Below are 24,195 nucleotides of genomic sequence, written 5' to 3'. Positions count from 1 at the left end.
GAGGGGGTCGAAGTGATTCGAAGGCTGCAGGCGGTCGCGCTGGACTGCGCCGATCCGACACGGCTCGCGGAGTTCTATGCGGAACTGCTCGGCGGCCGGGTGGTCGCGGACGCGGACGACCCGGACTGGATCGAGGTACACGGCTTCGAGGGCCCGACCCTGGCCTGCCAACGCGTGGAGGGCTACCGCCCACCGGAGTGGCCGGGCCAACAGGTCCCGCAACAACTCCACCTCGACTTCGACGTGGACGACCTCGACGGCGAGGAAAAACGCGCCGTGGCCCTCGGCGCAACGGTCCTGGAACGCACGGACGAGATCCACGCAGGAGCCAACTGGCGAGTACTCGCAGACCCGGCAGGCCACCCGTTCTGCCTGTGTGTCCACTGAGCCCCGACGCAGACGAGCACGAACCGGGCCGGGGTCGGGGCCGGTCTCCGGCTCGGGCGGGCCGGAGAAGCGGGAGGGTGCCGGGCGCGCTCACTGTGGCCCGGATTCGTCCACCCTCTCCGGCAACCGCACGACGGCCACGCCGGCCTGGGACTCGCCGAATCCCCAGCCTGCGACGAAGGAGCAGCCGACCGCTTCCAGGACATCGGTCCACGGCCAGTGGCCGCTGTCGCAGTGGAAGCCGCCCTCGCTGCGTGCGTCGTTCTCGCTGAGGCAGAGCATGCGGAGATGGTCGCGGAGGGCGGGGTGGGCGACCGCGCTCAGGTTTTCCTCCCAGGGCTCGGCGGCGGTGTGGACGGCATTCATGTCGTGGATCGACACCAGGTGCTCGGGGCCGCGCTCGGTGAAGGTGGCGGCCCGCATCGCGCCGTTCGGAGTGCCGTCGGTGGCGACGCGCAGCAGCACGGACAGCCAGCCGTTCAGTTTCTCGGAAGCCTCGTCGGTCAAGTCGACCCCATGGCGGTCCAGGAGCGCCCCCAACTCCGCGCCACGGGCCAAGACTTCATCGGCCTCGTCGACCGTCGAAACGGCCCGCAGGTCGCCGACGAAGGCATCGCCGAACGGCCGGCGACCCTTGTGCCCGCCGTCCCCCCACGGTCCCGTCCCGGCCAGAAGATCGGCGTCGAACCGGAACAGCGACTCGCGCAGGTCGAAGCGCCACGCCCACGGAGAGAAGGGGTACTCCCCATCCGGATCCGGCAATTCCCTCGACTGTCGACCCACCAGCGCAGCAGGGGTGACCCAGGAATTCGGGAACAGGAACTCGTCGAGAGAATCCGAGGCGTAGTACACCCCGTACCGGGCGGCGGGATCGACTGCCGGCCGGCCGCCGAGCAGTATCTCGAAGGCACCGGTGAGCGCGGCATCCCACCCGCCGGGGTCGGTCACCCGGGCCGTCTCGGGTATCACGATGAGCGCTCCTGTCGACGTCGTGTCACTGGGTCGCCGCAAGATACCGCCCGCCGGCGACACGCCGGGAAGCCGGCAACGAACCCCGCCGCTGCCGGCGGGTTCGCGCCGAGCGACACACCGATTTCATCGGCAGGCCGGAGTCTCGGAGCCCCGAGAGCCGCCCCGCCGCGATCGGAAGGTCGCCGCCGTAGCCGCTCGTGTCTACGTGGTCCATAGGTTTGTCAGATGGGTGTGGAGGACGGTTTCGGCTTCGGGTGGGGTCAGGCGGCCGAGGAGGACGTGGGTGGTGAGGCCGTCGGCCAGGGCCAGGAGGGTGCGGGCCTCGTGGTGGGGGTCCAGGGGGGTGGGGGACTCGAGGTGGCGGCGGCCGTGGTGATCAGCTCGGTGAAGGACTCCTCCAGCGCGGCGTAGTCGGCCTTGAGGATCTCGGCCAGCGGGGCGCTGATCGCGGCCTGGGCCAGGAACGCCAGCCAGACGCGGGCCTCGGCGCGGTGTTCGTCGCGGAGCAGGGCGAATTCGGAGGCCGCGTGGCCGAGGGCGGTGGCGGCCGACTGGGCGGGGCTGCGGACCAGGCGGGCCCGTACCCGGGCGGCGACCTGTTCGCCGACGTGGCCGAGGGCGAAGACGAGCATCTCCTCCTTGGTCCGGAAGCACCGCTGGACCGCGCCCATGGACACCTCGGCGCGCGCGGCGACGTCGCGCAGGGTCACGCCTTCGAGGCCGCGTTCGTCGGCGAGCCGGCATACGGCCTCGGCGATGAGGCGGCGTCGGCTCGCGTGGTCCACCTGTCTGGGCATGGCTGCTGCGCCCTTCCGGTCGTGGTGCGGGTTATTGCGATGCGGGTGCATCGGTTCCCAGGTTATCGTTTCGATGCAGTTGCATCGAAACGATGAACCGATGGACCGGAACGCACGTGGAGGGACGCACCATGACGGACCAGCTGTGGGGCATGTCGGCCGTGGCGCAGGCGCAGGCCGTGCGGGACGGGGTCGTCTCGGCCGTCGACCTCGTCGACGCGCACTTGGAGCGGATCGCCGAGGTCGATCCGCAGTTGAACGCGATCACCCGGGTGCTCGCCGACCACGCCCGCGAGCAGGCCCTGCGCACGGATCGGCGGCGCGCCGCCGGGGAGGCGCTGGGGCCGCTGGCGGGCGTGCCCTTCACGGTGAAGGAGAGCACCGCCGTGGCCGGTGTGCCGACCACGTTCGGCGTGCCGCGCTTTCGGGACCTGGTGGCGGCGGCCGACGCGCCGCCCGTGGCGCGGTTGCGGGCGGCCGGGGCGATCCCGATCGGGCGGGGCAACATACCGACACTGATCCTGGCCGGGATGCACACCCGCAGCGAACTCTTCGGCGACACGGTCAACCCCTGGCACCCCGGCCGCACCCCGGGTGGCACCAGCGGCGGCGACGCGGTGGCGGTGGCCGCCGGGATGGCCGCGATCGGGCTCGGCAACGACTCCGGCGGGTCGTTGCGGATCCCGGCCCAGTTCTGCGGGGTGGCCGCGCTGAAGCCGTCGACCGGACGGTTCCCGGCGGACCATCGGGTGCTGGGAGCGGACGATCCCGGCCCGGCGACACAAAACCTGGTCACCGACGGGCCGTTGGCGCGCGAAGTGGGCGATCTGCGCGCGGTGTACGAGGCGTTGGCCGGCGCGGACCCCCGCGATCCGCGGGCCGTGCCGGTGCCGCCGTACGGCCCGCCCATCGGCGGGCCGATGCGGGTCGCGGTGGTGGCGGATCCCGGCGGACGCGGCGTACACCCGGCCGTGCGCGGCGCGATCGAGGCGGCGGCCGACGCGCTGCGCGACGCGGGCTACGACGTCCGCGAAGTGCCGGACGTACCGCGCCTGGACGAGGCCCTGGAGGCGTACGACCGGATCACCCTGACCGAGTTCGCGCCGACCTGGCCGGTGGTGCGCACGCTGCTCGGCCCGGGCGGGGACCGCTATATCGGGATGGCGATGGAGCGCACCCCGCCGGCGACCGCGGACGAGTTGGTGAAGCTGATGGGTACCTGGCTGAACATCCGCCGCTCATGGGCCGGATTCCTCGACGAATACCCGCTGTTGATCGGCCCGTCCTTCACCGAGCCCCCGGTCGAACCCGGCCTGGAGTCGCGGGACCGGGCCGGTCGGGACCGGGTGGCGTCGGCGATGCGGCTGTGTACGGTGACCAGCTTCGTCGGCCTGCCGGCGGTGGCGGTGCCCACCGGGGTCGTGGGCGCCCTTCCCACCGGGGCGCAGATCGTCGGGCGCGCGTTCCGGGAGGACCTCTGCCTGGACGCGGCCCAGGCCGTCGAGGACCGGCTGGGCACCCTGACGCCGGTGTACCCGCGCGCGGGTGGGTGATCGCCGCGTGTCCGCCGCGGGGTTCTCGCGTTGAGGTAGCGGGAGTTCCGATCGGGGAAGGTGTTTGCGGTCGGTGGTGTCCCAGGGAAGGAACACGAGTGCGGATCCGTTCCGGCGAAGGGAATCGACGAACATGACACGCCACCGCCGTGTATTCGATCCGGCCCACGAATCGGTGCACGAGCCGACCCGTCGTTCGGCGCGCGCGAGATGGCGGGCGCTGTACCGGCGGACCGCCGCCGTCGTGGCCGTTGCACTCGCGGCGGTCGGCGGCGGTGTGGTCGACGCCTCGGCGGAACCGGCGGAGGCGGCGGCGACCCCGACCCTGGCCTGGAGTCCCTGCGTCGAGGACGCCGGCTTCGAATGTGCGAACGCCTCCGTCCCCCTGGACTACCGGGACCCGGGTGGGCGCCATCTCACGTTGGCGGTGATCCGCCACCGGGCCGCGGACCCGGCGCGGCGGCTGGGGACGCTGGTCCTGCAACCCGGCGGGCCGGGCAACTCCGGGGTGGACTTCGTGCGCGGGAACCACGCGTCCCTGCCGGCCGAGTTGCGGGAACGTTTCGACGTGTTCGGCTTCGACGCCCGCGGCATCGGGCGCAGCGCGCCGTACGAGTGCTGGGACGACGCCACCTACTCGCGCGAGGTCACGCGGTCGCCGGGTCGGCCGGGGCCCGACGGGTTCGATCGGGCTGTCTCGACCGCGCGGGACTTCGACGCGGCCTGCGCGGCCAAGGCCGGTGACGTACTGCCGTTCATGGGCACCGACTACGTGGCCCGCGATCTGGACCTGCTGCGCCGGGCCCTGGGGGAGCGGCGATTGTCCTTTTACGGGCGTTCGTTCGGGTCCTACATCGGCACGGTCTACGCGGACCGGTATCCCGGCCGGGTGCGGGCCATGGCGCTGGACGGCGCCTACGATCCGGTGCACTACGCGGAGCGCCCGTACGAGTACGACCGACCGCAATACCTGGCGCTGGACGCGGCGATGGGGCGCTTCCTCGACTGGTGCGGTGCCGAACCGGTGCGCTGCGGGTTCGGCCAAGGGGACGCGCGCGGCGCGTTCGAGCGCCTGATGCGGGAGTTGGACGCACACCCGGTGCCCACCCCGTCGGGCGTCGCGGCGAACGGGTACACGCTCGCCTACCGGCTGATGTTCAACATCAACGGGGGCAAGGCGGTGTGGCCCGCGTTCGGCGCGGCCCTGCGGCAGGCGGAGTTGCGGGACGGTACCGCCTTCCTGCTGCGACCGCCGTCGGCGGCGAGCTTCGACTTCCTCACCGCGAACGTCGTGGTCGAGTGCGTCGACCGGGCCTACCCGCGCGACGCGGGCCGACTGGAGCGGAACGTGCGGGCCAATGTGCGCGACGCACCCCTGCTCGGCCCGCCGATCGGGTACGGGCCGCCCACCTACGACCACAACCACGCGCCGGCGTGTGCGCAGTGGGACGGCGAACGGGTCAGCCGGCACCGGGGCCCGTATCGAGCGTGGGGCTCCGCGCCCATCCTCGTGCTCGGGACGACGGGTGACCCGGACACCCCATATCAGGACGCGGTCGCGCTGTCGGAGCGCTTGGACAATGCGCGGCTGCTCACGTTCCGTGCCGAGGGGCACACCGCCTTCGGGCGCAGCGCGTGCGCGCAGGCGGCGACCGTCCGCTACCTGACGGATCTGACCCTCCCGGCACGCGGCACGATCTGCGCCGACGAGCCGGACCCGGTCTCGGCGACCACGCAGGCGCCCTCGCTGGCGGGCGGTCCGGGCGTGCCCGGTGTGCCGGGAGCACCGGACTGGCAGGGCCTTCCGGGGCGCGCCGGCCTCCCGGGTGTCGACGAAGCCTTCGATCGCATCGGCGGCTGATCCCGTGTGGCCCGGCCCACGTTTGCCGTATCCGTCGCACCCGCCGCCATGGGGGTCGGGATCGATACGATTGAAGGAGTGATCAACGGCGTCGGTCAGGAGTTGCGAGATGAATGCTGGAGTGGAGAAGGCGGTTCTGGCCGGAGGCTGCTTCTGGGGGATGCAGGACCTCGTCCGCAAGCAGCCCGGGGTGACGGCCACCCGCGTGGGCTACTCGGGCGGGGACGTCCCGAACGCCACCTACCGCAACCACGGTGACCATGCCGAGGCGATCGAGATCCTGTTCGACCCCTCGGTGACGAGCTATCGCGACATCCTGGAGTTCTTCTTCCAGATCCACGACCCGACGACGCGTGATCGTCAGGGCAACGACATCGGCCGCAGCTACCGCTCGGCGATCTACTACGCCGACGAGCAGCAGAAGGCGACGGCGCTGGAGACGATCGCGGACGTCGAGGCCAGCGGTCTGTGGCCGGGCAAGGTGGTCACGGAGCTGGAGCCGCTGGGCGACTTCTGGCAGGCCGAGCCCGAGCACCAGGACTACCTGGAGCGCTACCCGAACGGGTACACCTGCCACTTCCCGCGCCCGGGCTGGAAGCTCCCGCACCGCGACCGCGCCTGACCACCGCCCGGGCACCCGCGGAGCTCGGGCACCCGCGGAGCCCGGGCACCCGCCGCGCCCGGGCCCGGCCCAACCGGACCCGGTCCGCCCGGACTCGGTCCGCCCGAGCCGGTCGGACCCCGGCACAGAGGCAGGCCGGCCGACCTCACGCCTGGGCCCACCGCACGCCCGGCCCGACCCGTGTCCCCGTCCGGTTCAGACCCCGGCCCATCGGCGCAGCACGGCGGTCGCCCGCGCGGCGTCGTCCGGGGTGAGGGTGCCCAGGCGCGCGCCGTGGCCCGTGTGCGGCGCGATCAGCACCCGGGTGTCCCGACTGCCCGGTCCCGGCCGGAACGGCTCGGCGCGTACCGGGTCGTTCTCGCCGTAGACGAACAGGATGCGATCGCTGCGGTGGCGGACCCAGCGGTCGATGTCGGGCATCGCGCCGGAGTCGAAGCGCAGCGGGGTGCCGGCCGGCAGGTTGTTGCGCACCTCCTGGATGCCGGGGTAGCGCAGCAGGCCGTCCAAATGGGGCGTGGCGAGCTGCATGTAGCCCAGCTGGGTGCCGAGTTGGTGGAAGTAGGGCCGGAAGAACTCGACGCTCTCGTCGGCGTAGACCGCGAGCCGGGTGACGCCGTCGACCCATGCGTAAAGCTCGTCGGCGGATGCACCCGGCGCCGGGATCCCGGCGCACTTCGGCTCGCCCGCATACATCCAGAACATCATCGGCAGGCGGAGCACCGCGAGTTCGAAGGACCGGTCGACGCTGCCGAGCGTCTCGAAGGTCTGCGCGTTCGTCGCGGCCCACTGCGCGTAGCGGGTCGTCATCTCGTCGCGCCGCAACAGCGCCTCGCGCTGCACCGATCGCAGCGCGGCCCGACACTCGGGCGTGCCCACCCGGGCCAGGAACGTGTCGTACGCGCGGTCGTCGCGGTCGTCGACGTTGTTCGGCGCGGAGTAGACTACGCTGCCGTCGACGTCGTCGGGGTGGAACCGCCGGTGGTAGACGGTGGCCATGCCGCCCTTGCTGCCGCCGGTGGATATCCATGAGCCCCGATAGATCGACTTCAGTGCCTGGATCAGCCGATGGTGATCGTCGGCCGCCTGGCGGATGTTCAGATCGGACATGTCGGTGGGATCGGTGGGATCGACGGGCCGGGAGGTGCCGAAGTAGCGCTGTTCGGTGTAGATCTGGTTGCCGTCGAGCAGGGTCGCCGGCTCGGAGCGGAAGCTCGCTCCGGCTCCCAGGTCGTAGCCGCTCGTGTAGAGGACCATCGGCCGCTCGGTCGAACGGTGTTGCAGACTCAGGCGTTGCTCGAAGGAGCCCCGCTCGGGGTGCCGGTGGTCGTTGGGCTGACGATACGTCAGCTCGAAGTAGCGGATGCCCGGCGCGGCGGGCTTCTCGGCCACCACCCGCATGCCCGGTATCGCGGTGATCCGATCCCGGATGTCGGCCCCACTGCTCTCCGCCGCCGCGACGCCGGCCGCAGCCGATGTCGGGGCCGCCACCGCCGTCCCGGACCCCGCCGGCACCAGCACCGCGGCGCCCACCGCCAACGCCGCGAGCCTGCGCCGGCCCCGCGGCGTCGTGCCGCCGCCCGGGGCCCGCCGCGTGCCGCCCGGGTCGCGTGGCGCCCGGTCTCGATCAGGCCTTGCGTTTGTCATGTCCCCAGGAGATCGCGGACGCCCGGGTCACCGGATCCCCGGAACGGGGGAAGCGCCTCCCCTGGCCGGGGGAGACGATCCATCGCGTACGGTGAGCCCTCGAACGGATCGGCGGCTCGACTAGCGGGGGTACGGCGTGGAAACGATCGGCGTCGGGGACCCGTCCCGGATCGGGTCCTTCGCGGTGCTCGGCAGGCTGGGCGCCGGGGGCATGGGGCAGGTGTACCTGGGCCGTTCACCCGGCGGCCGGCTGGTCGCGATCAAGGTGGTCCTGGCCGACCTGGCCGAGGATCCGCACTATCGCCGCCGGTTCGCCTCGGAGATCGCCGCGATGCGCCGCATCGGCGGCTTCTGGACCGCCGCGTTCGTCGACGCGGACGCCGACGCCGAGGCGCCGTGGTTGGCGACCGAGTACATCGCCGGCCCCTCGCTGGCCGAGACGATCGCCGCGCACGGCCCGCTGCCCGCGTCGAGCGCGCGACTGCTCGCCGCCGGACTGGCCGAATCGCTGGCCGCGATCCACGCCGTGGGGCTGGTGCACCGCGATCTCAAGCCCTCCAACGTGCTGTTGGCCTCCGACGGTCCCCGGGTGATCGACTTCGGCATCGCCCGGATGGTGCGGGAGGCCGACGGGCCGACCCGGACGGGACACCTGGTCGGCACCCCCGGGTTCCTGTCGCCCGAGCAGGCCGGGGGCGACGAGGTCGGGCCGCCGAGCGACGTGTTCGCGGTCGGCCTCGTGGTCGCCCACGCGACGACCGGACGCTCCCCGTTCGGGTCCGGCAACGCGGCGCAGATGATGTTCCGGGTCGTGTACCGGGACCCCGACCTCGACCCCGTCCCCGAGGAACTGCGGCCGGTGGTGGCCGCGTGTCTGCGTCGGGATCCGGCCGAGCGGCCCACCCCGGCGCAGATCCTCGAGATGCTGGGCACCACGGCCCGCCCGATGGGTGCGGACTGGCTGCCTGCGGCACACTCCGCGCTGGTCCGGAGCCGTTCCGCGCCGGCGGCGGCGAGCGGCGGGGCGACGCCGGGAGAGCCGGGCCGAACGGACGCCTCGCCCACGGGCACCCCGCCGGCGGACACCCCGCCCACGGACGCCCCACCGACCGGCGTGCCGCCCACCGACGTTCGGCCGGCACACCACCTCGACCACCCGGCCGAGGCGCCGACCGCGACCGCCGCTGGCGGCCCGGTCGCCACCCCGTCGTCCCGGCCCGACCGCCCCCCGGCCCGCCCGACCGGGCCGCCGGTGATCCCCCCGCCGCCGCCCGTCAAGCCCGCGTACGCCCCCGCCCCCGTCCCACCCGCCCCGCCGGCGCCGTCGAGCTCCGGAATCGCGCGCCGCCGCCTGCTGATCGGCGGTTCCGTCGTGGCCGCCGCGCTCGCCGGCGGCGGTGCGTACCTGTTCACCCGCGACGAGGGCAAGGGCGCGGTCGGCGCGGGCAAGGCCGCGAACCCGCAACCGTCCGGCGCCGATTCGCCCCCGGGCCCGAACACCGCCACCTCGGCGCCGAACGGCGCCGGCGGACAACCTCCCGCCGCCCCGCTGTCCCACCTCCTCCCCGAGCCCTACCGGTCCGGGCGACCCCTCTCGGTCGGTGTGGACGCCGCTTACCCACCCAATGAATATCTGGACACGGACGGCCGAAGCGTCGTCGGCATGTCCGCCGATCTGGTCCGAGCGATCGGGCAACTGCTGGGTGCCAAAACGCAGTTGGAGAACACCGAGTTCGACGCCCTGATCTCGTCGCTGCTCGCGGGTCGGGTCGACCTGGTCGTGTCGTCGATGTTCGACACCAGGGAACGGTCGAACACGGTCGACTTCGTCGACTACTTCACCGCCGGCAGCGCGCTCCTGGTCGCGAAGGGCAACCCCCGGGGCATTCGCACCCCGGCCGACCTGTGCGGCGCGAAGGTGGCGGTGCAACGTGGCACGGTCCAGGAGGACATGGTCGCTCGCGCGAACACGCGATGCGGACCCGGTACATCGAGCCCGACCCAGTACGACGGCATCGAGGCCGCCGCGAAGCAGATCGCCGAAGGCGGCGCGGACGTGGGCCTGTTCGACCTCCCCGTGGCGGTGAACGCCGCCCGGAACTCGCGCGGTGCGCTCGAAGTCGTGGGTGAGCAGATCGACCCCCTGCCGTACGGCATCGCCCTGCGCAAGTCCGACACGTCGCTGCGGGATGCCGTGCGGCAGGCACTCGAGCGGCTGCTGCAAACCGGGGAGTACCGGGCGATCCTCGACCACTGGCAACTCGGCGCGGGCGCCCTCGCGCGCGTCACGGTCAACAGCGGCTGACCCGCCGCCCGAATCGACGTCGGCGCGATCGCCTGCGCCGTGCCCGCCGTCGTCCTGGTCGGGCGGTTGATCATGCTCGCGCGTCGGGAAGGGGCGCTGAACCCGCTCGTGTCCATCCTCGCCGCCGCGGTCGTCGCCGTCGCCCTCTCTCAGGGGATCAAGGACAGCGGTGCGATCGTGGACCGCACCGACTGCCGCTCCGACAGCATGTGGGCGTCCGGGCTGTGCAAGCCCACGGACGGCCGACTTCGGCGTCGAGGCGGGCGAGATGCTTCCCAAGCACTCGTTTGGATGGGGATACTGGCCGGCGTGGACCCCAGTACCGCGTTACGCGAATTCCTCGTGTCCCGGCGTGCCCGGTTGTCGCCGCGCGATGTGGGGCTGTCCGACGACGGTCCCCGGCGGGTGGTCGGTCTGCGCCGCGAGGAGGTGGCCTCGCTCGCCGCGGTCAGCGTCGACCACTACATACGCCTCGAGCGCGGCCAGGCCTCGCGCGTCTCGGACGCGGTCCTGGACGCCGTCGCCGAAGCGCTGCGCCTGACCCGGGGCGAACGGCAGTACCTGCGCAACCTGGCCCGGCCGGGTGCCACGACCGCGCGCGAACGGGCCGCGGTACGCCCGGGGTTGCGTGTGCTGCTCGACGCGTGGGGCCCGCCCGCGTACGTCGTCGGCCGCAACGGCGTCATCGTGGCCTGGAACCGCGCGGCCACCCGGGTGTTCCTCGACTTCGGCGAAGTCCCGCCCGAGCGGCGCTCGATCGGCGGCCTGATGTTCGGCGACCCGCGCGCCAAAACCCTGTACGCGGACTGGGAGCGCAAGGCGGGGGAGACCGTCGCCTATCTGCGGACCGAGGTCGGCAAGCGGCCCCGGGACCCGGACCTGGCCGCGCACCTGCGCGAACTCGCGTCGACCAGTCCCGACTTCGTGCGACTGTGGTCGGCCCAGGCGAAGTTCGACCTGGCCCACGGGACCTGCCGCATCCGGCACCCCCTCGTGGGCGCGCTCGATCTGACCTACGAATCCCTGCACCCGTCCGACGACCCGGACAAGGTGGTGATCGCGTACGCGCCGGCGGACGCGGTCTCCGCGGCGGCGCTGGCCCTGCTCGACGGCGAGCCGTGACCCATCCGCGGTGACGCGGCCCGAGGCGCCCCGACCGAGGCGGCGCGACCCCATCCGGGGAGCACGGATGGGGGCACGCGCCTTCGCCGTACGATCGTGGATCCCCTCCATACCGCCCACGATCGCCTCGGACCCACCGATCATCGACCACCACGCCCCGCCCCAGACAGTGCAAACCCCGCACTGGCAGGACCCGATGGTCCGTGACCGGCGCGGGCGCCCCGACCGCCTGCGACCGTGACGCAACATTCCCGGGCCGTCGACCCGTCCATCTCCCGACACCGGCGAGCACACGGTCGCCGCGGACATCGGTCACACGGGAAGCAGGGGGCCGGGATGAGGCTGGACCGGCGATGAGGCAGGAACGAGAGCGGATGTTCGACGAGTTCGTCGCGGCGCGTTACCAGGCGCTGCGCCGGACGGCGTATCTCCTGTGCGGCGACTGGCACCAGGCGGAGGACCTGGTCCAGAACGCGTTGGAGAAGGTCTTCGCGTCGTGGCACAGGATGCGTGATCCGGGTGCGGTGGACGCCTATACCCGACGGGTGATGGTGCGGGGATTCGTGGACGGCAAACGTTTGCGCGCCAGTCGCGAGTTCCCGGCCGCCAGCGTTCCCGACGGCTCGGCGGTCCCGGAGGACAACGCCCGCAGGTTGGCGCTGTTGGCGGCACTGGGGAAGGTGTCGCCCGGATATCGGGCAGTGCTGGTCCTGCGGTACTGGGAGGACCGGAGCATCGAGGAGACCGCGGCGATCCTCGGCCGGAGTTCGTCGGCCGTACGGTCGGCCGCGAGTCGGGGACTGGACCAACTGCGGGCGATCCTCGGCGAGTCGGTGACGGACATCGCCCTCGCGTGATCGACCGGGACAAAACCGCGCGGGACAGCCACGCACCCGGCGACAAGCCGGCGCGTTGACGACGCCGCGCGGCGACAACCCTGTGCGGCGACAACCCCGCGGGGTGAGGAAAGCCCGCACGACGACAAGCCGCACGACGACGACAAGCCGCACGACTACCGAAACCAAGGAGCGCACGATGCCTCTCGAAGACGAGATGCCCGGACTGCTGCGGGAGATGCTGCCGGCAGCGGATGTCGAGCCGCCGATCCCCGACGTCCTGCCCGGAGTTCGGGCCGGAGGTGCCCGCCGCCGGCGCCGCCGTCGCCTCGGCGTCGGCGTGGCGAGCCTCGTCGCGGGTGCCCTGCTCGCCGGCACCGCCGTCGGCGCACTGGCCCTGACGTCGGACGACGACGCACCCGCCACGGGCGGCCCGGCTGCCGCCCCCAGCCGGACGGTACCGCAACCGCCGCCGTCCCAGACCGCACCGCACACCGGCGCCGCGCAGCCGCCCACCGTGTCCGGCGACGAGTTCCTGCGAAACCCCGGCCCCATCCACGACGCGGTGCTCGCCGCGCTGCGCGCACACCTGCCCGCCGGCGTGGTCGAGGCCGAGGACCAGGACGAGGGCGACCGCACGCTCTTCTTCCGACTGACCCGTGACGACGGCACCGTCACCACGATCGTGCTCGGCGGTGGCGAGCCCGCCATCCCGGGCGCCGAGCCGGTCAACCATTGCCAACTCGGTCCACAACTCGACACCAAGACGGGCAATATGCTCCAAGCCGACTGGTCCGAGTGCGTGCGCAGCGTCCTGCCCGACGGCTCGAAGGCGATCACCGGGAAACTGCGCCAGGGGCGGGAGACCTCCGTCTCGGTCTCCTTGATCACACCCGCCGGGCTGACCTACGACGTCTCGTCGAGCAACCGCGACAAGTTCGGCACGATCCTGAGCGGTTCGGCCCTGAACAGCGCCGAGTTGCTGGCGCTCGTGGCCAACCAGGACGTGATCGCGGCCATCCCCTCGGCTCCCACGGGATCAGTCGGCCCGCACTGACCCGGCGGCATGTGCGATCGCCCGCCCCGAAGGCACTCGCCCGGGGCGGGCGATCCGCGCCTCCGCCACCGGATGCTCACCCTGTCCGGCCGATTCGAGCCTTGTCCCGGGGCGCGGCAACGACCTACGGTGACGGGCGGGCCGCCGCCGTTTCGGCTCGTGTGACCGCCCGAAGCATCGCGGGTATCGGCCCGTTCGCGTTCGTGACCGAGGAAACGGGAGTCCCATGCGCTTGTCCCGTCGGATCGCCGCAACAACCGGAATCCTGGCCGTTGCTCTCGGTGGTCTCGCCGCCGCCGCACCCGCCGCACAGGCCGCCCCGGCCGACTGCGTCGCCTACCTCGCCGTGGAGGGATACACCTCGATGATCACCGGCACCGCCTGCGGGTACGGTGCCAACGGCCCCGCCGGAGCGGCTACCTGCGCATCCCTGCTCACCGGCGTCGAGGGCGTCCCCGCGACGATCGCCGCCCGAGCCTGCGCGTACGCCGGCCGATAGAGCCCGCACGAACGGCCGGGCCCGGGTCGAGCGCGACCGCGATCCGCCCCCGGGCAAACGGCCACCGCCCCGCGACTTCGGCCCGCGGGGCGGTGGGATTCGGGTCCGTGGCGGTCGGGTGGCCGCACGGAGCGCGGATCGAGCGGCGGGATCAGGCCGTTGCCGACCGGCGGCGACGGATCACCAGGGTGCCGGCGCCCAGGACCAGCACGCCGGCCGCACTCGCCGGCAGCACGATGTCGGCCGCCGAGGATCCGCCGTGATGTGTGCTCGGCGTGGCCGCGAAGCCGCCCAACTTGCCGTCGCGTTGGTACGTCGACCCGGGCAACTTGTCGGCGTACCGGTCGTGTACGAGCCTGCGATAGTCGTCGAGAGTCGCGCCGTTCGGGCCGACCGATTGCTGCGCGGCCGGGTTCAGCGGCAGGACGCGACCTTCGTGCACCCGGTACCAGGCCGCGATCTGCGGTTCGGTGAACACCGCGTCTCCGCCCGCCTGGCGGGCATAGCCGACCTCGTCGGCACCCGACAGCACGTTGGTGACCCGCCACGCGCCCGAGGTGCGGTCGCGCACCGTCCACACGGTCGCCTCGACCCCGGCGGCCGAACGGGCCTCGGTGGCGAGGTAGGCGAAATTGGCCACCGGCGCCGACGGGTTGCCGCCGCGCACGAAGTCCGCGTTGAGCGAGTACACCGGAACCGCGGCGCCCACGAGCTGCGGGGCCTGCGCCGCCGCGGCCTCGGGAGCGACCTTCGACTGGACCACCGCGCCGTTTTGCGCGGTCGCACGCTGGTCGAGGTGGACGAAGAAGGTCGCCAGCCGGTTCGTGGTCTCGGGGGAGACCAGAGCCTGCTGCGCCGCGTTCCGGTCGGCGGCCGTCGGCGCGCCACCGGTCAGGGCGGCGTCACCGGCGGCCGACGCGGTCGGTGCGAGGAACAGCAACGCACCGATACCGACGGTGGCCAACACCCCGACGCGCCGAACGGGCGCGCGGAAGTGGTCGGGCCGGGAACGGAAGATGTCGGTCATCACACTCACGCCTCTCCGTACAGCGACTCGGCCCACTGGAACTCGTAGTTGCTGACGTACGAGTTGTAATCCATCTCGCCGTAGCGCTGACTGGACGGCCACGGGTCGGAGTACATCAGCGTTCCGTTGTCCGCGTCGTAGCCGTACAGGACGTTCGCGTGCCCGCCACCCGCGGTCCAGTAGATGCCCACCACGATCGGCGAGTTGGCGTCGATCGATGACGCCACCGTGCCGAGGCTCAGCGTTCCGGCGACCCGCCCCGGTCGCATGCCGAGGCGGGACCAGGCCCGCTGTACGTCGCTCAGCTCGCCGGGCTGGTTCGGGCACTGGTAGTTGGTGGGCAGGCCGCGGGCGTAGTCGCAGAAGGTGTTCTGACTGGTGTTCAGACCGCGACCGAGATACCTGGCCACGGACAGTCCGGTGGCCGCCCAGCACCACTGGTTCTGCACCTGGGTCAGTTCGGTGAGGGCCAACTGCCGTGCACCGTAAGCGGCGTGCGGACCACCCGGGGCGACCTTCAGGGGCGCGGCGACGGACGGCCCGGCCGGTGCCGCCGACGCGGTGCCGGCCAACGGAACGGCCAGACACAGCGCGGCGGTCACCGCGGCACAGACCGACTTCCAGCGCCGCGACGGCGTGACCGGCAGGTTCGCGGCGCTTCGAACCGTACCGGGATTCCGCAGAGTCATCGGGTCTCCTTCTCGTCCGGTGCGGGGGCACCGGACGGAGATCGAGGGGGACGCGACCGGCGAGGGGGCACCGCGAACGGAACGGGACACGCGGTGCCGGACATCCCGGACGACGCGCGCGATGAGTCGTCCGGGACGCGGAGGAAGTCCCTCGCCGGTCGTGCGGGGGAACACCGGCAACGCTGATCCCTCGCGCTCCGCTCCGGAACCCCCCGGACGCAAAGCAGGGGGTTCCCCCGAGCCCCCCTCGATGCCGCGACCAACCGCGGAGCGCGGCTATTCCCCCTGGTGGGACTCGCCGTTCGCACCCAGGGAGAGGCGGATCAGCTCGGCGCGCGAGCGGATCCCGAGCTTGCGGTACACCCGGGTCAGCGTGGACTCGACCGTCTTGGCGGACAGGAACAGGCGGGTGGCGATCTCGCGGTTGGTCGCGCCGTCGCCGACCATCTCCGCGACCCGATGCTCCGCCGGCGTCAACGCCCGCGTGCGCGCCTCGGCGGCCGTACGACCCGCGGCCGGGTCGTCCGCGAAGGTCACCCGCTCCAACTCGGTACGGACCTGATCCAGCCACGGACGCGCCGCGACGCGTACGAACGCCAACTCCGCGCCGCGCCACGCGGCCAGCGCCGCCGCCGGATGCCGGCGGCGCAACTCCACGACACCGAGCGCCAACAGGTCGCGGCCGTGCTCCATCGGCAGGCCCAGTTCGCGATGCCGCTCGGCCGCCGCCCGCAGGCACTCGGCTGCCCCGGCGAGGTCGCCGGACTCGCCCCTGACCAGGGCGTCGGCCCGGGACAACGACGCGAACACCCCGTCACGGCCCAACCGTTGCGCGGCCTCGCCGACCTCGGCCACCACCGCGCGCGCCTGATCGTGATCGCCCACCGCCACCAGCGCCTCGGCCAGATCCACGCCCCACGGGATCGCCGCCGGATCCACGATGCCGCGCCGCCCGGCGATCGTACGGGCCCGACTCAGGCAACCCACCGCCGCGACCGGATCGCGCAGCCGATACTGGATCTGCCCCAGGATGCACAGCGCCAACGGCAGATACACCTGATCCTGCTCGGACCGACCCACGCGTACGCCCTCGCGGGCCAGTTCCGCGCCCCGGGCCGGGTCGCCCCCGGCCGCCTCGGCCACCGCCGCCGCATAGTACGCCGGACCGAGCTGCGCGCCGATCTCCCGAGCCACCCGCAACGCCTCGTGCCCGGCCGACAACGCCTGAGCGCACCGCCCCGCCCGAACATCCACGTCGACCTTGGCGCAGAGCAGGAACACCTTCTCCTCCGCGTCGTCGGATTCCTTGGCCCGGCGCAACATGCGGTCGAGTTCGGCCGCGGCGTCGACGAGCCGGTCGGCGAAGAAGTCCAACCGTGCCTTGACCCCGCGAGGACCGTTGTGGCTGCCGGTCGGTCCGGCGTCCTGCGGCCGGGCCAGCGCCCGGGTCAGCGGTTCGCGCGCGTTCGGCCGGCCCTGGAGGGTGCCCACGAACGCCTGGAGGGCGAGCGCCACCTGCTCGGTGGAGTGGTCGCCGCCACGCCGGGCGAGCGTCGCGGCGCGCGCCGCCTCGGCCCAGGCGATCGCCGAGTCGCCGTCGCTGATGTGCGCCTTGCACGCGCGCAGATAGTGCAGCCGAGCCCGCCCGCACGTGTCGTCGCCGACCTGGGCGAACGCCTCCGCGAACACCTCGTCCAGATCGTGCAGCGCCTGGTTGGCCGCGTTGATGATCAGGATGCAGGCCCGGACGCGTTGCGCGGGGGCGGGGCCGAGGGCGAAGACGTGACCGGCCAGTTCGCGACACAGCTCGTAGTCGGTGGCCGCGTAGGCGTGTGCGGCGCCGTCGAGGCTGCGTTCGCATCTGCGGTCGGCGTGCTCGTCCGGGGTACGCGCCACGGCGAGGCGGGCCAGCGCGGCGGCCTCGTCGGGCATGCCCCGGCGGCGGGCCTGTTCGGCGGCGGCCATCAGCGTGCCGGCCACCCGTTCGTCCGGACCGGGCAGGGCCAGGGCCAGATGGCGGGCCCGTTCGATCGGTTCGCCGCACACCTCGGCGAGCGCGGCATGCGCGGCGCGGCGCTCCTCCGCGGTGCCGCCGTCGTACAGCGCGGCGGCGAACAGCGGGTGGACGAACCGCAGTCGATCGCCATCCTCGCCCACGTCGAGGACGCCTGCCGCGGTCGCTTCCGCGACGGTGCGCCGGACCGGATCGTCCCCGCTCGGGTCCGCCGTGTGGATCGGCGCGTCGTGCGCCGCGGGCACGAAACCGGCCGCCGCCCGCAGCGTCGCGATGGTGGGACGGGCGGCGGCCCCGGCGAGCAGCAACAACCAGCGGGCGTCGGTCGACCAACCCTCCAGGCGGGTGGTGAGCAGTCGGCGCAGCCGATCGGGCACGGGCAACGGTTGATCGCGAGCCGGGAACCGGTCCAATCGGCGTAGTGCGCGAGCGAGTTCGAGCGTGTACATCGGGTTGCCCGCGCCGGCCCGATGCACCTGCCGGCCGAGCCAGTGGGGCAGGGGGCGTTCGTCCGTCGGATCGTCGGGACCGACGGCTCCGATGGAGCCGGCGGGCCCGACGGTTCGGTCGGTTCGGTCGAGGAGATCGCGGGTCTCCGCCAGGCTCAGCGGCGGGAGTTCGAGTTCGAGCAGGTCGCCGGGACAGAATCGGCCGCCGTGGATCGGCCCGGCCGGCGGATCCGTGGTCTCGGCGACGACCACGCGTACGCGCGCGGGATCCAGGCGCCGGGCGACGAACGTCAGCACCTCGGCACTGGCCGGATCCACCCACTGCGCACCGTCGATCGCCACCAGCGCCGGAGTGGACGCGGACAACGCGCGCAATACCGCGAGCGTACCCAGACGCAACGCCAGCGGATCCGGTCCGCCCGGTTCGGCCGGTTCTCGGCACAACACGACCCGTAGGGCCGAGCGTTGCGGTACGGGCAGTGCGCGCAACACTTCGTCGGTGACCGGATCGAGCAGGTCGGCGAGCGTGGAGAAGGCCAACTTCCGCTCCGCGGCCGCTGGTTCGGTCCGCAACAGCGGTGCGCCCCGGTCGCCGGCGAGCAGTGTGCGAAGCACATGGGACTTGCCGATTCCGACCGGGCCGTGCAGGACGACCCCGCCGGAGGCGAGCCGATCCCGGGCCAGCGCGGTCAGTTCGTCTCGCGTACGGTCGGTGTGCGCCACGCGTCGTCCTCACCATGCCGGATCCACATCCGCCGAGGCCGCCACCCGCCCGCTGCCCGACCCATCGTCACTCGGGTCCCGCCGGGCGTCAACGGGCGCGCGGCCGGAGACGCCCGGCGCCGGCCCCGTACTCCTCGACCAACCCCCTCGCCCGCGCCGCCTCCGGCGACGCGGCCGGCGCACACTCGGCCGCCGACCCGCCCCGCGCCCTGCTCGTCGGCATCCGCCGACGTCCTCGCTCGCCGGGTGCGGGCCCGCTTGCGCGAACGGGTCCGGAAGCACCGGTACCGGCGGCCCGCCGGAGCACGCACGGCCGCGACATGGTGCCGAGCGCCGGGTTCACCTGCGGAGATCCTTGGTCTCGCGAGGTGGTGTCCCGGCGGCGGCCCGGGTCAGCGGTGGCAGAACTTGCGTTCCGCCGCCTTCGGGTCGGCCGGGATGGTCAGCCGGGCGCGGTCGAAGGAGCCGCCCAGGTTGCGCAGGAACCGGCCCGGCGTCATCGGCTCCGTCGTGGAGCGCACCAACTCCTTCAGGTCGCCGCAGTCCAGGGCGGCCCGGGCGGCGCGGATGTCCTCCGGGGATGCCGCGTTCGGCGGGATCCGCGACCAGGCGGCCGGGTCGACGTACAGGGCGACGTTCCAGGCCAGGGGGAGCAGCTTCTCGTGGCCGGCGGCGACGTGTTGGGTGCGCTCGATGTGCGCGCCGACCGTGTTGCTCAGCCCCCACACGTCCACCACGATCCCGCTCAGCGGGGTGACCACGCCGCCGACGCCCAGTCGCCCCATCACCAAGCCCTCGGCGGCCCGCACTTCGGGTCGCAGCGGCAACGGCGGCATACCGCCGGCGGGGGAGAGGTAGTTGCCGTCCAGCACCAGCAGGTGCCGGCCCTCGGCGTCCATGCGGAACAGCTCCGCGCGCAGCCCCGGCAGGGTCTCGCTGTGCGCGTACGAGGTGGTGGGATTGGGGGTCTTGGTCCAATTCACGTACACCATGCGCTCGTTCCAGGTCTGGTACACCCCCGGACGCGGCCCGTTGGTGGTGGTCAGACCGGACCGCAGCGACACGCCGCACCAGACGGCCCAGACCGGGACCAGCACGAGAACGGCCGCCACACGACGGTCCACGGGCACGAGCAGGGCCGGCAGCAGGATCAGCACCAGCACCGGCAACCACATACGACCGTGCATGAAGTCGCCGCCGACGCCCACGACATACAACGCCTGGACGAGCGCGGCCACGACCGGCGCGGCACCGAGGATCGGCGTGCGCCGCTCGTGCGGGCGGCGACGGAGCAGGAGGAGCACCACCACGGCCAGGATCAGGAGGGTGGGCAGCCACAGGCGGTAGGGCCGGTCGAAGTCGAGGAGATAGTCCCAGCCTCGCCCCCAGTACAGGCGCGTCGCACTCTTCGTGACGGCGGGCATCGGATAGGGCAGGCCGTAGAAGCCCATGCGAAAGATCTGGTATGCCAGGGGAAGCGCGCCGGCGGCCAGGAACATCACCACGACGGCGCGCCGACCCGACTCGGCCACCATGGCCAGAGCGATCAGGAACACCACCGCGGTCGCGACCAGTTCGGGGCGGATCAGGAATCCGAGCCCGAACACGACCGCGACGCCGAGCCGGTGCCGGGTCGACCACGCCCGGGGATCGCCCCCGACCAGCAGCCACCACGACAGGCCGATCCAGGCGACGAGCAGACCGGTTTCGAGCCCCGACGTGGCGAAGTCCCAGACCGGGGGCAGCGCGACCAGGACGAGCGCGCCGGCGGGGACGAGGACCCGACCGGTTTCCGCGCGCAGCAGCCGACGGGTGCCCGCCAGGGCGAGCCCCAACCCGGCGACCGACAGGACGAGGCCCGCGTACACGGCGACGCGGGCCGGATCACCCGGGACGAACGCGTCGAGCAGCACCAGCAGCCACTGCCACAACGTGCCGGTCGACGTCTCGACGCGCTCGCCGGGGCTGTACACCGGCCCGTTGCCGGCGAGGATCTGTCGGGCCGCGCGTACGTAGATCAACCCGTCGTCGGTGATCCACCGTCGATGCCACCCCATGACGGCCAGGATCAGTACCGGGAGGGCGATGGCGAGGTGGTCGAGGAGTCGGATCCGGCGGGTGAGGTCGCGGTGGGGGCCGGCGGCGGGCTCCGGCGGCGCGGTGGCGTCCGGGGCCGCGTCGGGTGCGAGGGTGGGTGTGGTGGTGCCGGTCATGTCGTCCTTGGATTCCGGGTCGGTGGTCCGGTTCGATGGCGTGGTTCGAAGTTCCGGTTCGGCGGGTGGACGGCCGTCGGGGCGCTGTCGCGCCGGACCGCGCGCGTGTGCGAAGCCGGTCACGATCGAGGCGTCGGGGCGATCGACAACCCGTGCGAGCCGTGCGTCCCGGCCGTCGGTTCGCCGGGCATGGTGTCGATGATGTCGCGTTCGAGCACTGTCGTTGTCGCCATGACGGCCCCGATCGGGTGATTCTCGCGGGGCCGGGTCAGCACCAGGCGCGAGCCGAGGAGGACCCGGCCGTTCGGGTCGAAGACCAGTTCCGTCCGCATCCCGCCGCGCTGGTCGGTTCGCGCCAGCCCGATGCCGTGCCGACCGCGCGCGTCGACGGCGTCCTCGGCGCGGTCCACGCCCGTCAATCGGGACGCGGCCTCGAACAGCGCGTTCGACATCCCCGGGGGGACGACGCCGCGGGTCAGGATGCCCGCGATCTCCTCGAACACGGCCTGCTCGATCTCTCCCGGCGTCTCCTCGTTCCGCTGTCGGATCGTCGCCGTCAGGACGTCCGGGTCCGGGGCCAACGCGGCCAGTTCCAGGTAGTTCCAGCGCATCGGCGGATCGTTCACGAGTGACACCCCGTTCAGCCCGGCGCCGGGTTCGTCGATGACCATCCGGCGCCCGTCCTGGGACACCCACTGCTTGCGCGAGTGCGGCGGTACCCGCTGCGGCACATCGTCCGAGTCGGTCCAGGAGGACAACTCCAGTTCCGTGTACAGGAATTGTCCCGGCCGGGGAATCGTGGGCCGGGCAGCCGAGTCGACCCGGCCAGGGGTGGCGGAGGTGTGCCCGGCCGAGCCGGGGTCGGGCGTGTCGAGCAGCACGATGCCGGCCACGATCGCGAGCACGGCGCCGGTCGCGCCGAGCGGCGCCACGAGCCGGAACGGTCGGCGCCGCACCCGTGCCGGTCGGGGGGCGCGGGCAGCCTGGGCCGGGTCCCCGGTGATCTCGCGCATCAGGTGTTCCTCGAGCAGTCGCCGCCGCCCGGGGGTGGGGTGCACGTCGTGGGCCAGCGCGCGTTCGAACGCGTCGTCGCCGGGATGGGCGCGGTCGGCCTCGGCGGGCGTGGCGGCCTCGGCGGGGGAGGGCCTGCCTGGTGTGCGGGACGGGTGCGTCATGGGGCCGACTCCCGGAGGATCGTACGGACGGGGGTGGGTGACGAGGTCGCCGCGCCGGGCGGGACGAAGGTGCCTCGCATCACGCGCAGTTCCTCCTCGGCCAGCCCGCGCAACCGGGCCCGCGCACGGGAGAGCCGGGAACGCACCGTGCCCACCGGCAGGTTCAGCGCCTGGGCGACCTCGGCATAGGTCAGTCCCGAGCACACGCACAGGGTGAAGATCTCGCGATCGGTACGGCGCAGCCGGCCCAGCGCGGCGCGGGCCGCGGCCAGCCGCTCGCCGTCGTCGATCCGGTCGACGACGGCGTCGGCGATGTCGGGTACCACGGTCCGCCCGGGGGATCTCGCCATCGCGTGCCGATGCCTGCGCGCCGCCCGATGGCGGTTGCGCAACACGTTGACCGCGATGCCCATCAGCCAGGGCAGCGGCGTATCACCTTCGTCGCGCAGCCGTTCCCGCAGCCGCCAGGCCTCCAAGAACGTCAGCGAGACGACGTCCTCCGCCGCCGCCCAGTCGCCGGTGACCCGGTAGGCGTGCGCGTACACGACCCCGTGGTGCGCCTGGAACATCTCCCGAAAGCGAACGGGATCCCCAGCGCGAATCGCGGCATGCATCGAGTAGTTCACGTATCAAGTTGTCCGCAGCCCCCGGGGGGTTCCCGTGACCCAGGTCACCCGCGCTCCGCCTGTCCGACGATCGTTTGCCGGCTACTGCCGTGCCGGGACCGCGTCGATTGCGCCGGCTACCGCTTCGGGGGCGGAGATCATGGGGAGGTGGCGGGACCTGGGGATGAGCGTGGGAGGTGGGGCGCCTATGCGGTCCGCGGTTTCGGTGGGGGTCTTGGGGTCGAACACGTCGTCGTTCGCGCCGAAGACCACCGACTTGGGCATGGGCACGTCGCGCAGCCGCCGCAGGCGGTCGGCGGGTATCCCGAGCACTCCCTCGCCGAGCATGCTCCACAGCGCGCCCTCGGCGCCCGCGACCTGGAAGGGTCGCCGCCACTGGTCGACCCCCGCGCCGTCCAGTCGAGGGCACTGCGGTCCGCACTGCGAGCCGTACACCTTCCGGATCAGCCAGTCCGTACCGAGCCCGATCCGCAGCAGGCTGGTGCGGAACGGGTCGATCAGCACGTACCGGAGCGCGGACGGCGGACCGGCGCCGGTGTCGAGCGCGTCGCCGTCGAGGAGCATCATTCCCCCGATCCGCTCGGGCGCGCGCAGGGCCGCCTCCGCGACCATCGCGGCTCCGCTGGAGTGGCCCACCAGCAGCGGCCGTTCACCCGGACCACCCAGGTGCATCGCGTCGAGGAAGCCCAGGAGTTGCCGGGTGAGGTGGTCGACCGTGTACGGGCCGCGCCGCTGGCTGTAGCCGTAGCCGGTCAGATCGAGCGCGTAGACCCGGTGGTTGCGGGCCAGCAGTGGAGCCAGCCGCGACCAGGTGTCGACGGACTCGAAGGCGCCGTGCACGAGGACGACGGGCGACCCGGACGTGCCCCACGTCTGGTAGCGCGTACGGATGTCGGCCGCCTGTACGTAGGTCAGCCCCTCGGGTGGGTCGGCCCGGTCGTCGGTGAACGCGTTGTACGTGAACGACGCGAGCGTCACGGCGACCAGCGTCACGACACAGGTCAACGCGATCCGCCGCCCCCACCGGCGAAGCCGCGACCGCGTCCGGGGCGGCGGGGTCCCGTCGGACGGCGGGTCCGTGGCCGGATGGTCGGCGTCCGAGGGCGGCTCGGCCGCGGAGGCACCGACACTCGCACCGACGCCGGCACCCGCCTCGGTCACCGTCGCGTCCGCGTCGGCGCCCGGTCGGGCCTCGGCGGCCGAGCCGTCCTCGTCGCCCCGGCCGCCACCGGCCGCCCCGCCGACGCCGGTATCGGTGCCGACTTCGGGATCGGCCTCGTTGTCGGTGCCGTTCTCGGTTGGTCGGTGCTCCACAGCAGTTCCCCGTCGGTGGTCGAAAGCGCCGGTACACAACCCGGCCCGGACGCGGCGCACCGGGTAGGGCGGACGCCTCCACCCCACGCGGCCGCTCTGACGAGAACAACTCTCGCCCGCGCCTCCCGGCGCCCGCATCCGACGGGAGAAGGCTCCTCGCGTGCTCCGTGGGCGGCATGGCACGGTGAAGCCCATGCTCCCCCGGAAGTAGTCGCCACGCCGCACCGGGACCGAGTCGCGGCGGCGGAATCAGGGACGGGCACGCTTCTTGCCATCGACGGACCCCGACAGCGCACGCGGCGCACCCCGC

Annotated in this window: 18 protein-coding genes and 1 pseudogene; 9 read left to right on the top strand and 10 right to left on the bottom strand. The window is 72.9% G+C overall.

Annotation, left to right across the window (positions count from 1 at the left end; all coding sequences use genetic code 11):
- Positions 1-12: 12 nt before the first annotated feature.
- Positions 13-387, top strand: a complete 375-nt coding sequence (locus B4N89_RS39255) for a VOC family protein (protein WP_078981312.1) — start codon at positions 13-15, stop codon at positions 385-387.
- A 90-nt stretch (positions 388-477) separates the two neighbouring features.
- Here the strand turns inward: B4N89_RS39255 and B4N89_RS39250 are convergent, their stop codons facing one another.
- Positions 478-1,356, bottom strand: a complete 879-nt coding sequence (locus B4N89_RS39250; RefSeq protein WP_078981311.1) for a hypothetical protein — start codon at positions 1,354-1,356, stop codon at positions 478-480.
- A 204-nt stretch (positions 1,357-1,560) separates the two neighbouring features.
- Positions 1,561-2,156: pseudogene (locus tag B4N89_RS39245) on the bottom strand (TetR/AcrR family transcriptional regulator).
- Positions 2,157-2,287: 131 nt separating this feature from the next.
- Here B4N89_RS39245 and B4N89_RS39240 point away from each other — a divergent pair.
- The 3 genes from B4N89_RS39240 (at position 2,288) to msrA (ending at position 6,192) form a co-directional block, all read left to right on the top strand.
- On the top strand, positions 2,288-3,709 hold the full coding sequence (locus B4N89_RS39240) for an amidase (RefSeq protein ID WP_078981610.1): 1,422 nt from the start codon (positions 2,288-2,290) through the stop codon (positions 3,707-3,709).
- A gap of 133 nt (positions 3,710-3,842) precedes the next feature.
- On the top strand, positions 3,843-5,570 hold the full coding sequence (locus B4N89_RS39235) for an alpha/beta hydrolase (RefSeq protein ID WP_078981310.1): 1,728 nt from the start codon (positions 3,843-3,845) through the stop codon (positions 5,568-5,570).
- Between the two features lie 109 nt (positions 5,571-5,679).
- Positions 5,680-6,192, top strand: coding sequence for a peptide-methionine (S)-S-oxide reductase MsrA (gene msrA, locus B4N89_RS39230; RefSeq protein WP_078981309.1), 513 nt, complete (start codon positions 5,680-5,682; stop codon positions 6,190-6,192).
- 195 nt (positions 6,193-6,387) lie between these two features.
- On the opposite strand, the gene B4N89_RS39225 is transcribed toward msrA, so the two are convergent.
- Positions 6,388-7,836, bottom strand: a complete 1,449-nt coding sequence (locus B4N89_RS39225; protein ID WP_078981308.1) for a S28 family serine protease — start codon at positions 7,834-7,836, stop codon at positions 6,388-6,390.
- A gap of 136 nt (positions 7,837-7,972) precedes the next feature.
- Between B4N89_RS39225 and B4N89_RS39220 the strand changes: the two genes are divergently transcribed.
- From B4N89_RS39220 to B4N89_RS39200, 5 genes are all read left to right on the top strand, one after another.
- Complete coding sequence (locus B4N89_RS39220) at positions 7,973-10,141, top strand: bifunctional serine/threonine-protein kinase/transporter substrate-binding domain-containing protein (RefSeq protein WP_078981307.1); 2,169 nt, start codon at positions 7,973-7,975, stop codon at positions 10,139-10,141.
- A gap of 39 nt (positions 10,142-10,180) precedes the next feature.
- Positions 10,181-11,263: a helix-turn-helix transcriptional regulator gene (locus B4N89_RS39215; RefSeq protein WP_235619220.1), complete on the top strand. Its 1,083-nt coding sequence runs from the start codon at positions 10,181-10,183 to the stop codon at positions 11,261-11,263.
- Positions 11,264-11,616: 353 nt separating this feature from the next.
- Positions 11,617-12,120 carry a SigE family RNA polymerase sigma factor gene (locus tag B4N89_RS39210; RefSeq protein WP_078981306.1) on the top strand — a complete coding sequence of 168 codons (504 nt, stop codon included), beginning with the start codon at positions 11,617-11,619 and terminating at the stop codon, positions 12,118-12,120.
- A 178-nt stretch (positions 12,121-12,298) separates the two neighbouring features.
- Positions 12,299-13,156, top strand: a complete 858-nt coding sequence (locus B4N89_RS39205; protein WP_078981305.1) for a hypothetical protein — start codon at positions 12,299-12,301, stop codon at positions 13,154-13,156.
- A gap of 226 nt (positions 13,157-13,382) precedes the next feature.
- Complete coding sequence (locus B4N89_RS39200; RefSeq protein WP_078981304.1) at positions 13,383-13,655, top strand: hypothetical protein; 273 nt, start codon at positions 13,383-13,385, stop codon at positions 13,653-13,655.
- A 151-nt stretch (positions 13,656-13,806) separates the two neighbouring features.
- Here B4N89_RS39200 and B4N89_RS39195 read toward each other — a convergent pair whose 3' ends face one another.
- The 7 genes from B4N89_RS39195 to B4N89_RS39165 form a co-directional block, all read right to left on the bottom strand.
- Complete coding sequence (locus B4N89_RS39195; protein WP_078981608.1) at positions 13,807-14,682, bottom strand: hypothetical protein; 876 nt, start codon at positions 14,680-14,682, stop codon at positions 13,807-13,809.
- A 5-nt stretch (positions 14,683-14,687) separates the two neighbouring features.
- Positions 14,688-15,371, bottom strand: coding sequence for a papain-like cysteine protease family protein (locus B4N89_RS39190; RefSeq protein WP_078981303.1), 684 nt, complete (start codon positions 15,369-15,371; stop codon positions 14,688-14,690).
- Positions 15,372-15,647: 276 nt separating this feature from the next.
- Positions 15,648-18,557 (bottom strand): helix-turn-helix transcriptional regulator, encoded by a 2,910-nt coding sequence (locus B4N89_RS39185; protein ID WP_078981302.1) that lies wholly within the window; start codon positions 18,555-18,557, stop codon positions 15,648-15,650.
- A 392-nt stretch (positions 18,558-18,949) separates the two neighbouring features.
- Entirely contained in the window at positions 18,950-20,770 is a 1,821-nt protein-coding gene (locus B4N89_RS39180) for a hypothetical protein (protein WP_143658240.1), read from the bottom strand.
- 119 nt (positions 20,771-20,889) lie between these two features.
- The gene (locus B4N89_RS39175; protein WP_078981300.1) at positions 20,890-21,945 is read right to left on the bottom strand and encodes a CU044_5270 family protein; all 1,056 of its coding nucleotides are present in this window, start codon (positions 21,943-21,945) and stop codon (positions 20,890-20,892) included.
- Positions 21,942-22,514 (bottom strand): RNA polymerase sigma factor, encoded by a 573-nt coding sequence (locus B4N89_RS39170; protein ID WP_235619219.1) that lies wholly within the window; start codon positions 22,512-22,514, stop codon positions 21,942-21,944. The genes B4N89_RS39175 and B4N89_RS39170 overlap by 4 nt, the downstream gene beginning before the upstream one ends.
- Before the next feature lie 138 nt (positions 22,515-22,652).
- Positions 22,653-23,885 (bottom strand): alpha/beta fold hydrolase, encoded by a 1,233-nt coding sequence (locus B4N89_RS39165; RefSeq protein WP_201261118.1) that lies wholly within the window; start codon positions 23,883-23,885, stop codon positions 22,653-22,655.
- Between the last annotated feature and the right edge of the window lie 310 nt (positions 23,886-24,195).

This window comes from Embleya scabrispora, from assembly GCF_002024165.1.
Taxonomy (GTDB): Bacteria; Actinomycetota; Actinomycetes; order Streptomycetales; family Streptomycetaceae; genus Embleya; species Embleya scabrispora_A.
Note: the sequence above shows the minus strand (reverse complement) of the source record. Positions and strands in the feature narration are given on the sequence as shown.

Bases quoted from the DNA above. Each gene is read 5' to 3' on its own strand.
- B4N89_RS39200 (WP_078981304.1), top strand. From the start codon at position 13,383: ATGCGCTTGTCCCGTCGGATCGCCGCAACAACCGGAATCCTGGCCGTT.
- B4N89_RS39170 (WP_235619219.1), bottom strand. From the start codon at position 22,514: ATGTTCCAGGCGCACCACGGGGTCGTGTACGCGCACGCCTACCGGGTC.
- B4N89_RS39195 (WP_078981608.1), bottom strand. From the start codon at position 14,682: ATGACCGACATCTTCCGTTCCCGGCCCGACCACTTCCGCGCGCCCGTT.
- msrA (WP_078981309.1), top strand. From the start codon at position 5,680: ATGAATGCTGGAGTGGAGAAGGCGGTTCTGGCCGGAGGCTGCTTCTGG.
- B4N89_RS39190 (WP_078981303.1), bottom strand. From the start codon at position 15,371: ATGACTCTGCGGAATCCCGGTACGGTTCGAAGCGCCGCGAACCTGCCG.
- B4N89_RS39235 (WP_078981310.1), top strand. From the start codon at position 3,843: ATGACACGCCACCGCCGTGTATTCGATCCGGCCCACGAATCGGTGCAC.
- B4N89_RS39175 (WP_078981300.1), bottom strand. From the start codon at position 21,945: ATGACGCACCCGTCCCGCACACCAGGCAGGCCCTCCCCCGCCGAGGCC.
- B4N89_RS39240 (WP_078981610.1), top strand. From the start codon at position 2,288: ATGACGGACCAGCTGTGGGGCATGTCGGCCGTGGCGCAGGCGCAGGCC.
- B4N89_RS39205 (WP_078981305.1), top strand. From the start codon at position 12,299: ATGCCTCTCGAAGACGAGATGCCCGGACTGCTGCGGGAGATGCTGCCG.
- B4N89_RS39180 (WP_143658240.1), bottom strand. From the start codon at position 20,770: ATGACCGGCACCACCACACCCACCCTCGCACCCGACGCGGCCCCGGAC.
- B4N89_RS39225 (WP_078981308.1), bottom strand. From the start codon at position 7,836: ATGACAAACGCAAGGCCTGATCGAGACCGGGCGCCACGCGACCCGGGC.
- B4N89_RS39210 (WP_078981306.1), top strand. From the start codon at position 11,617: ATGAGGCAGGAACGAGAGCGGATGTTCGACGAGTTCGTCGCGGCGCGT.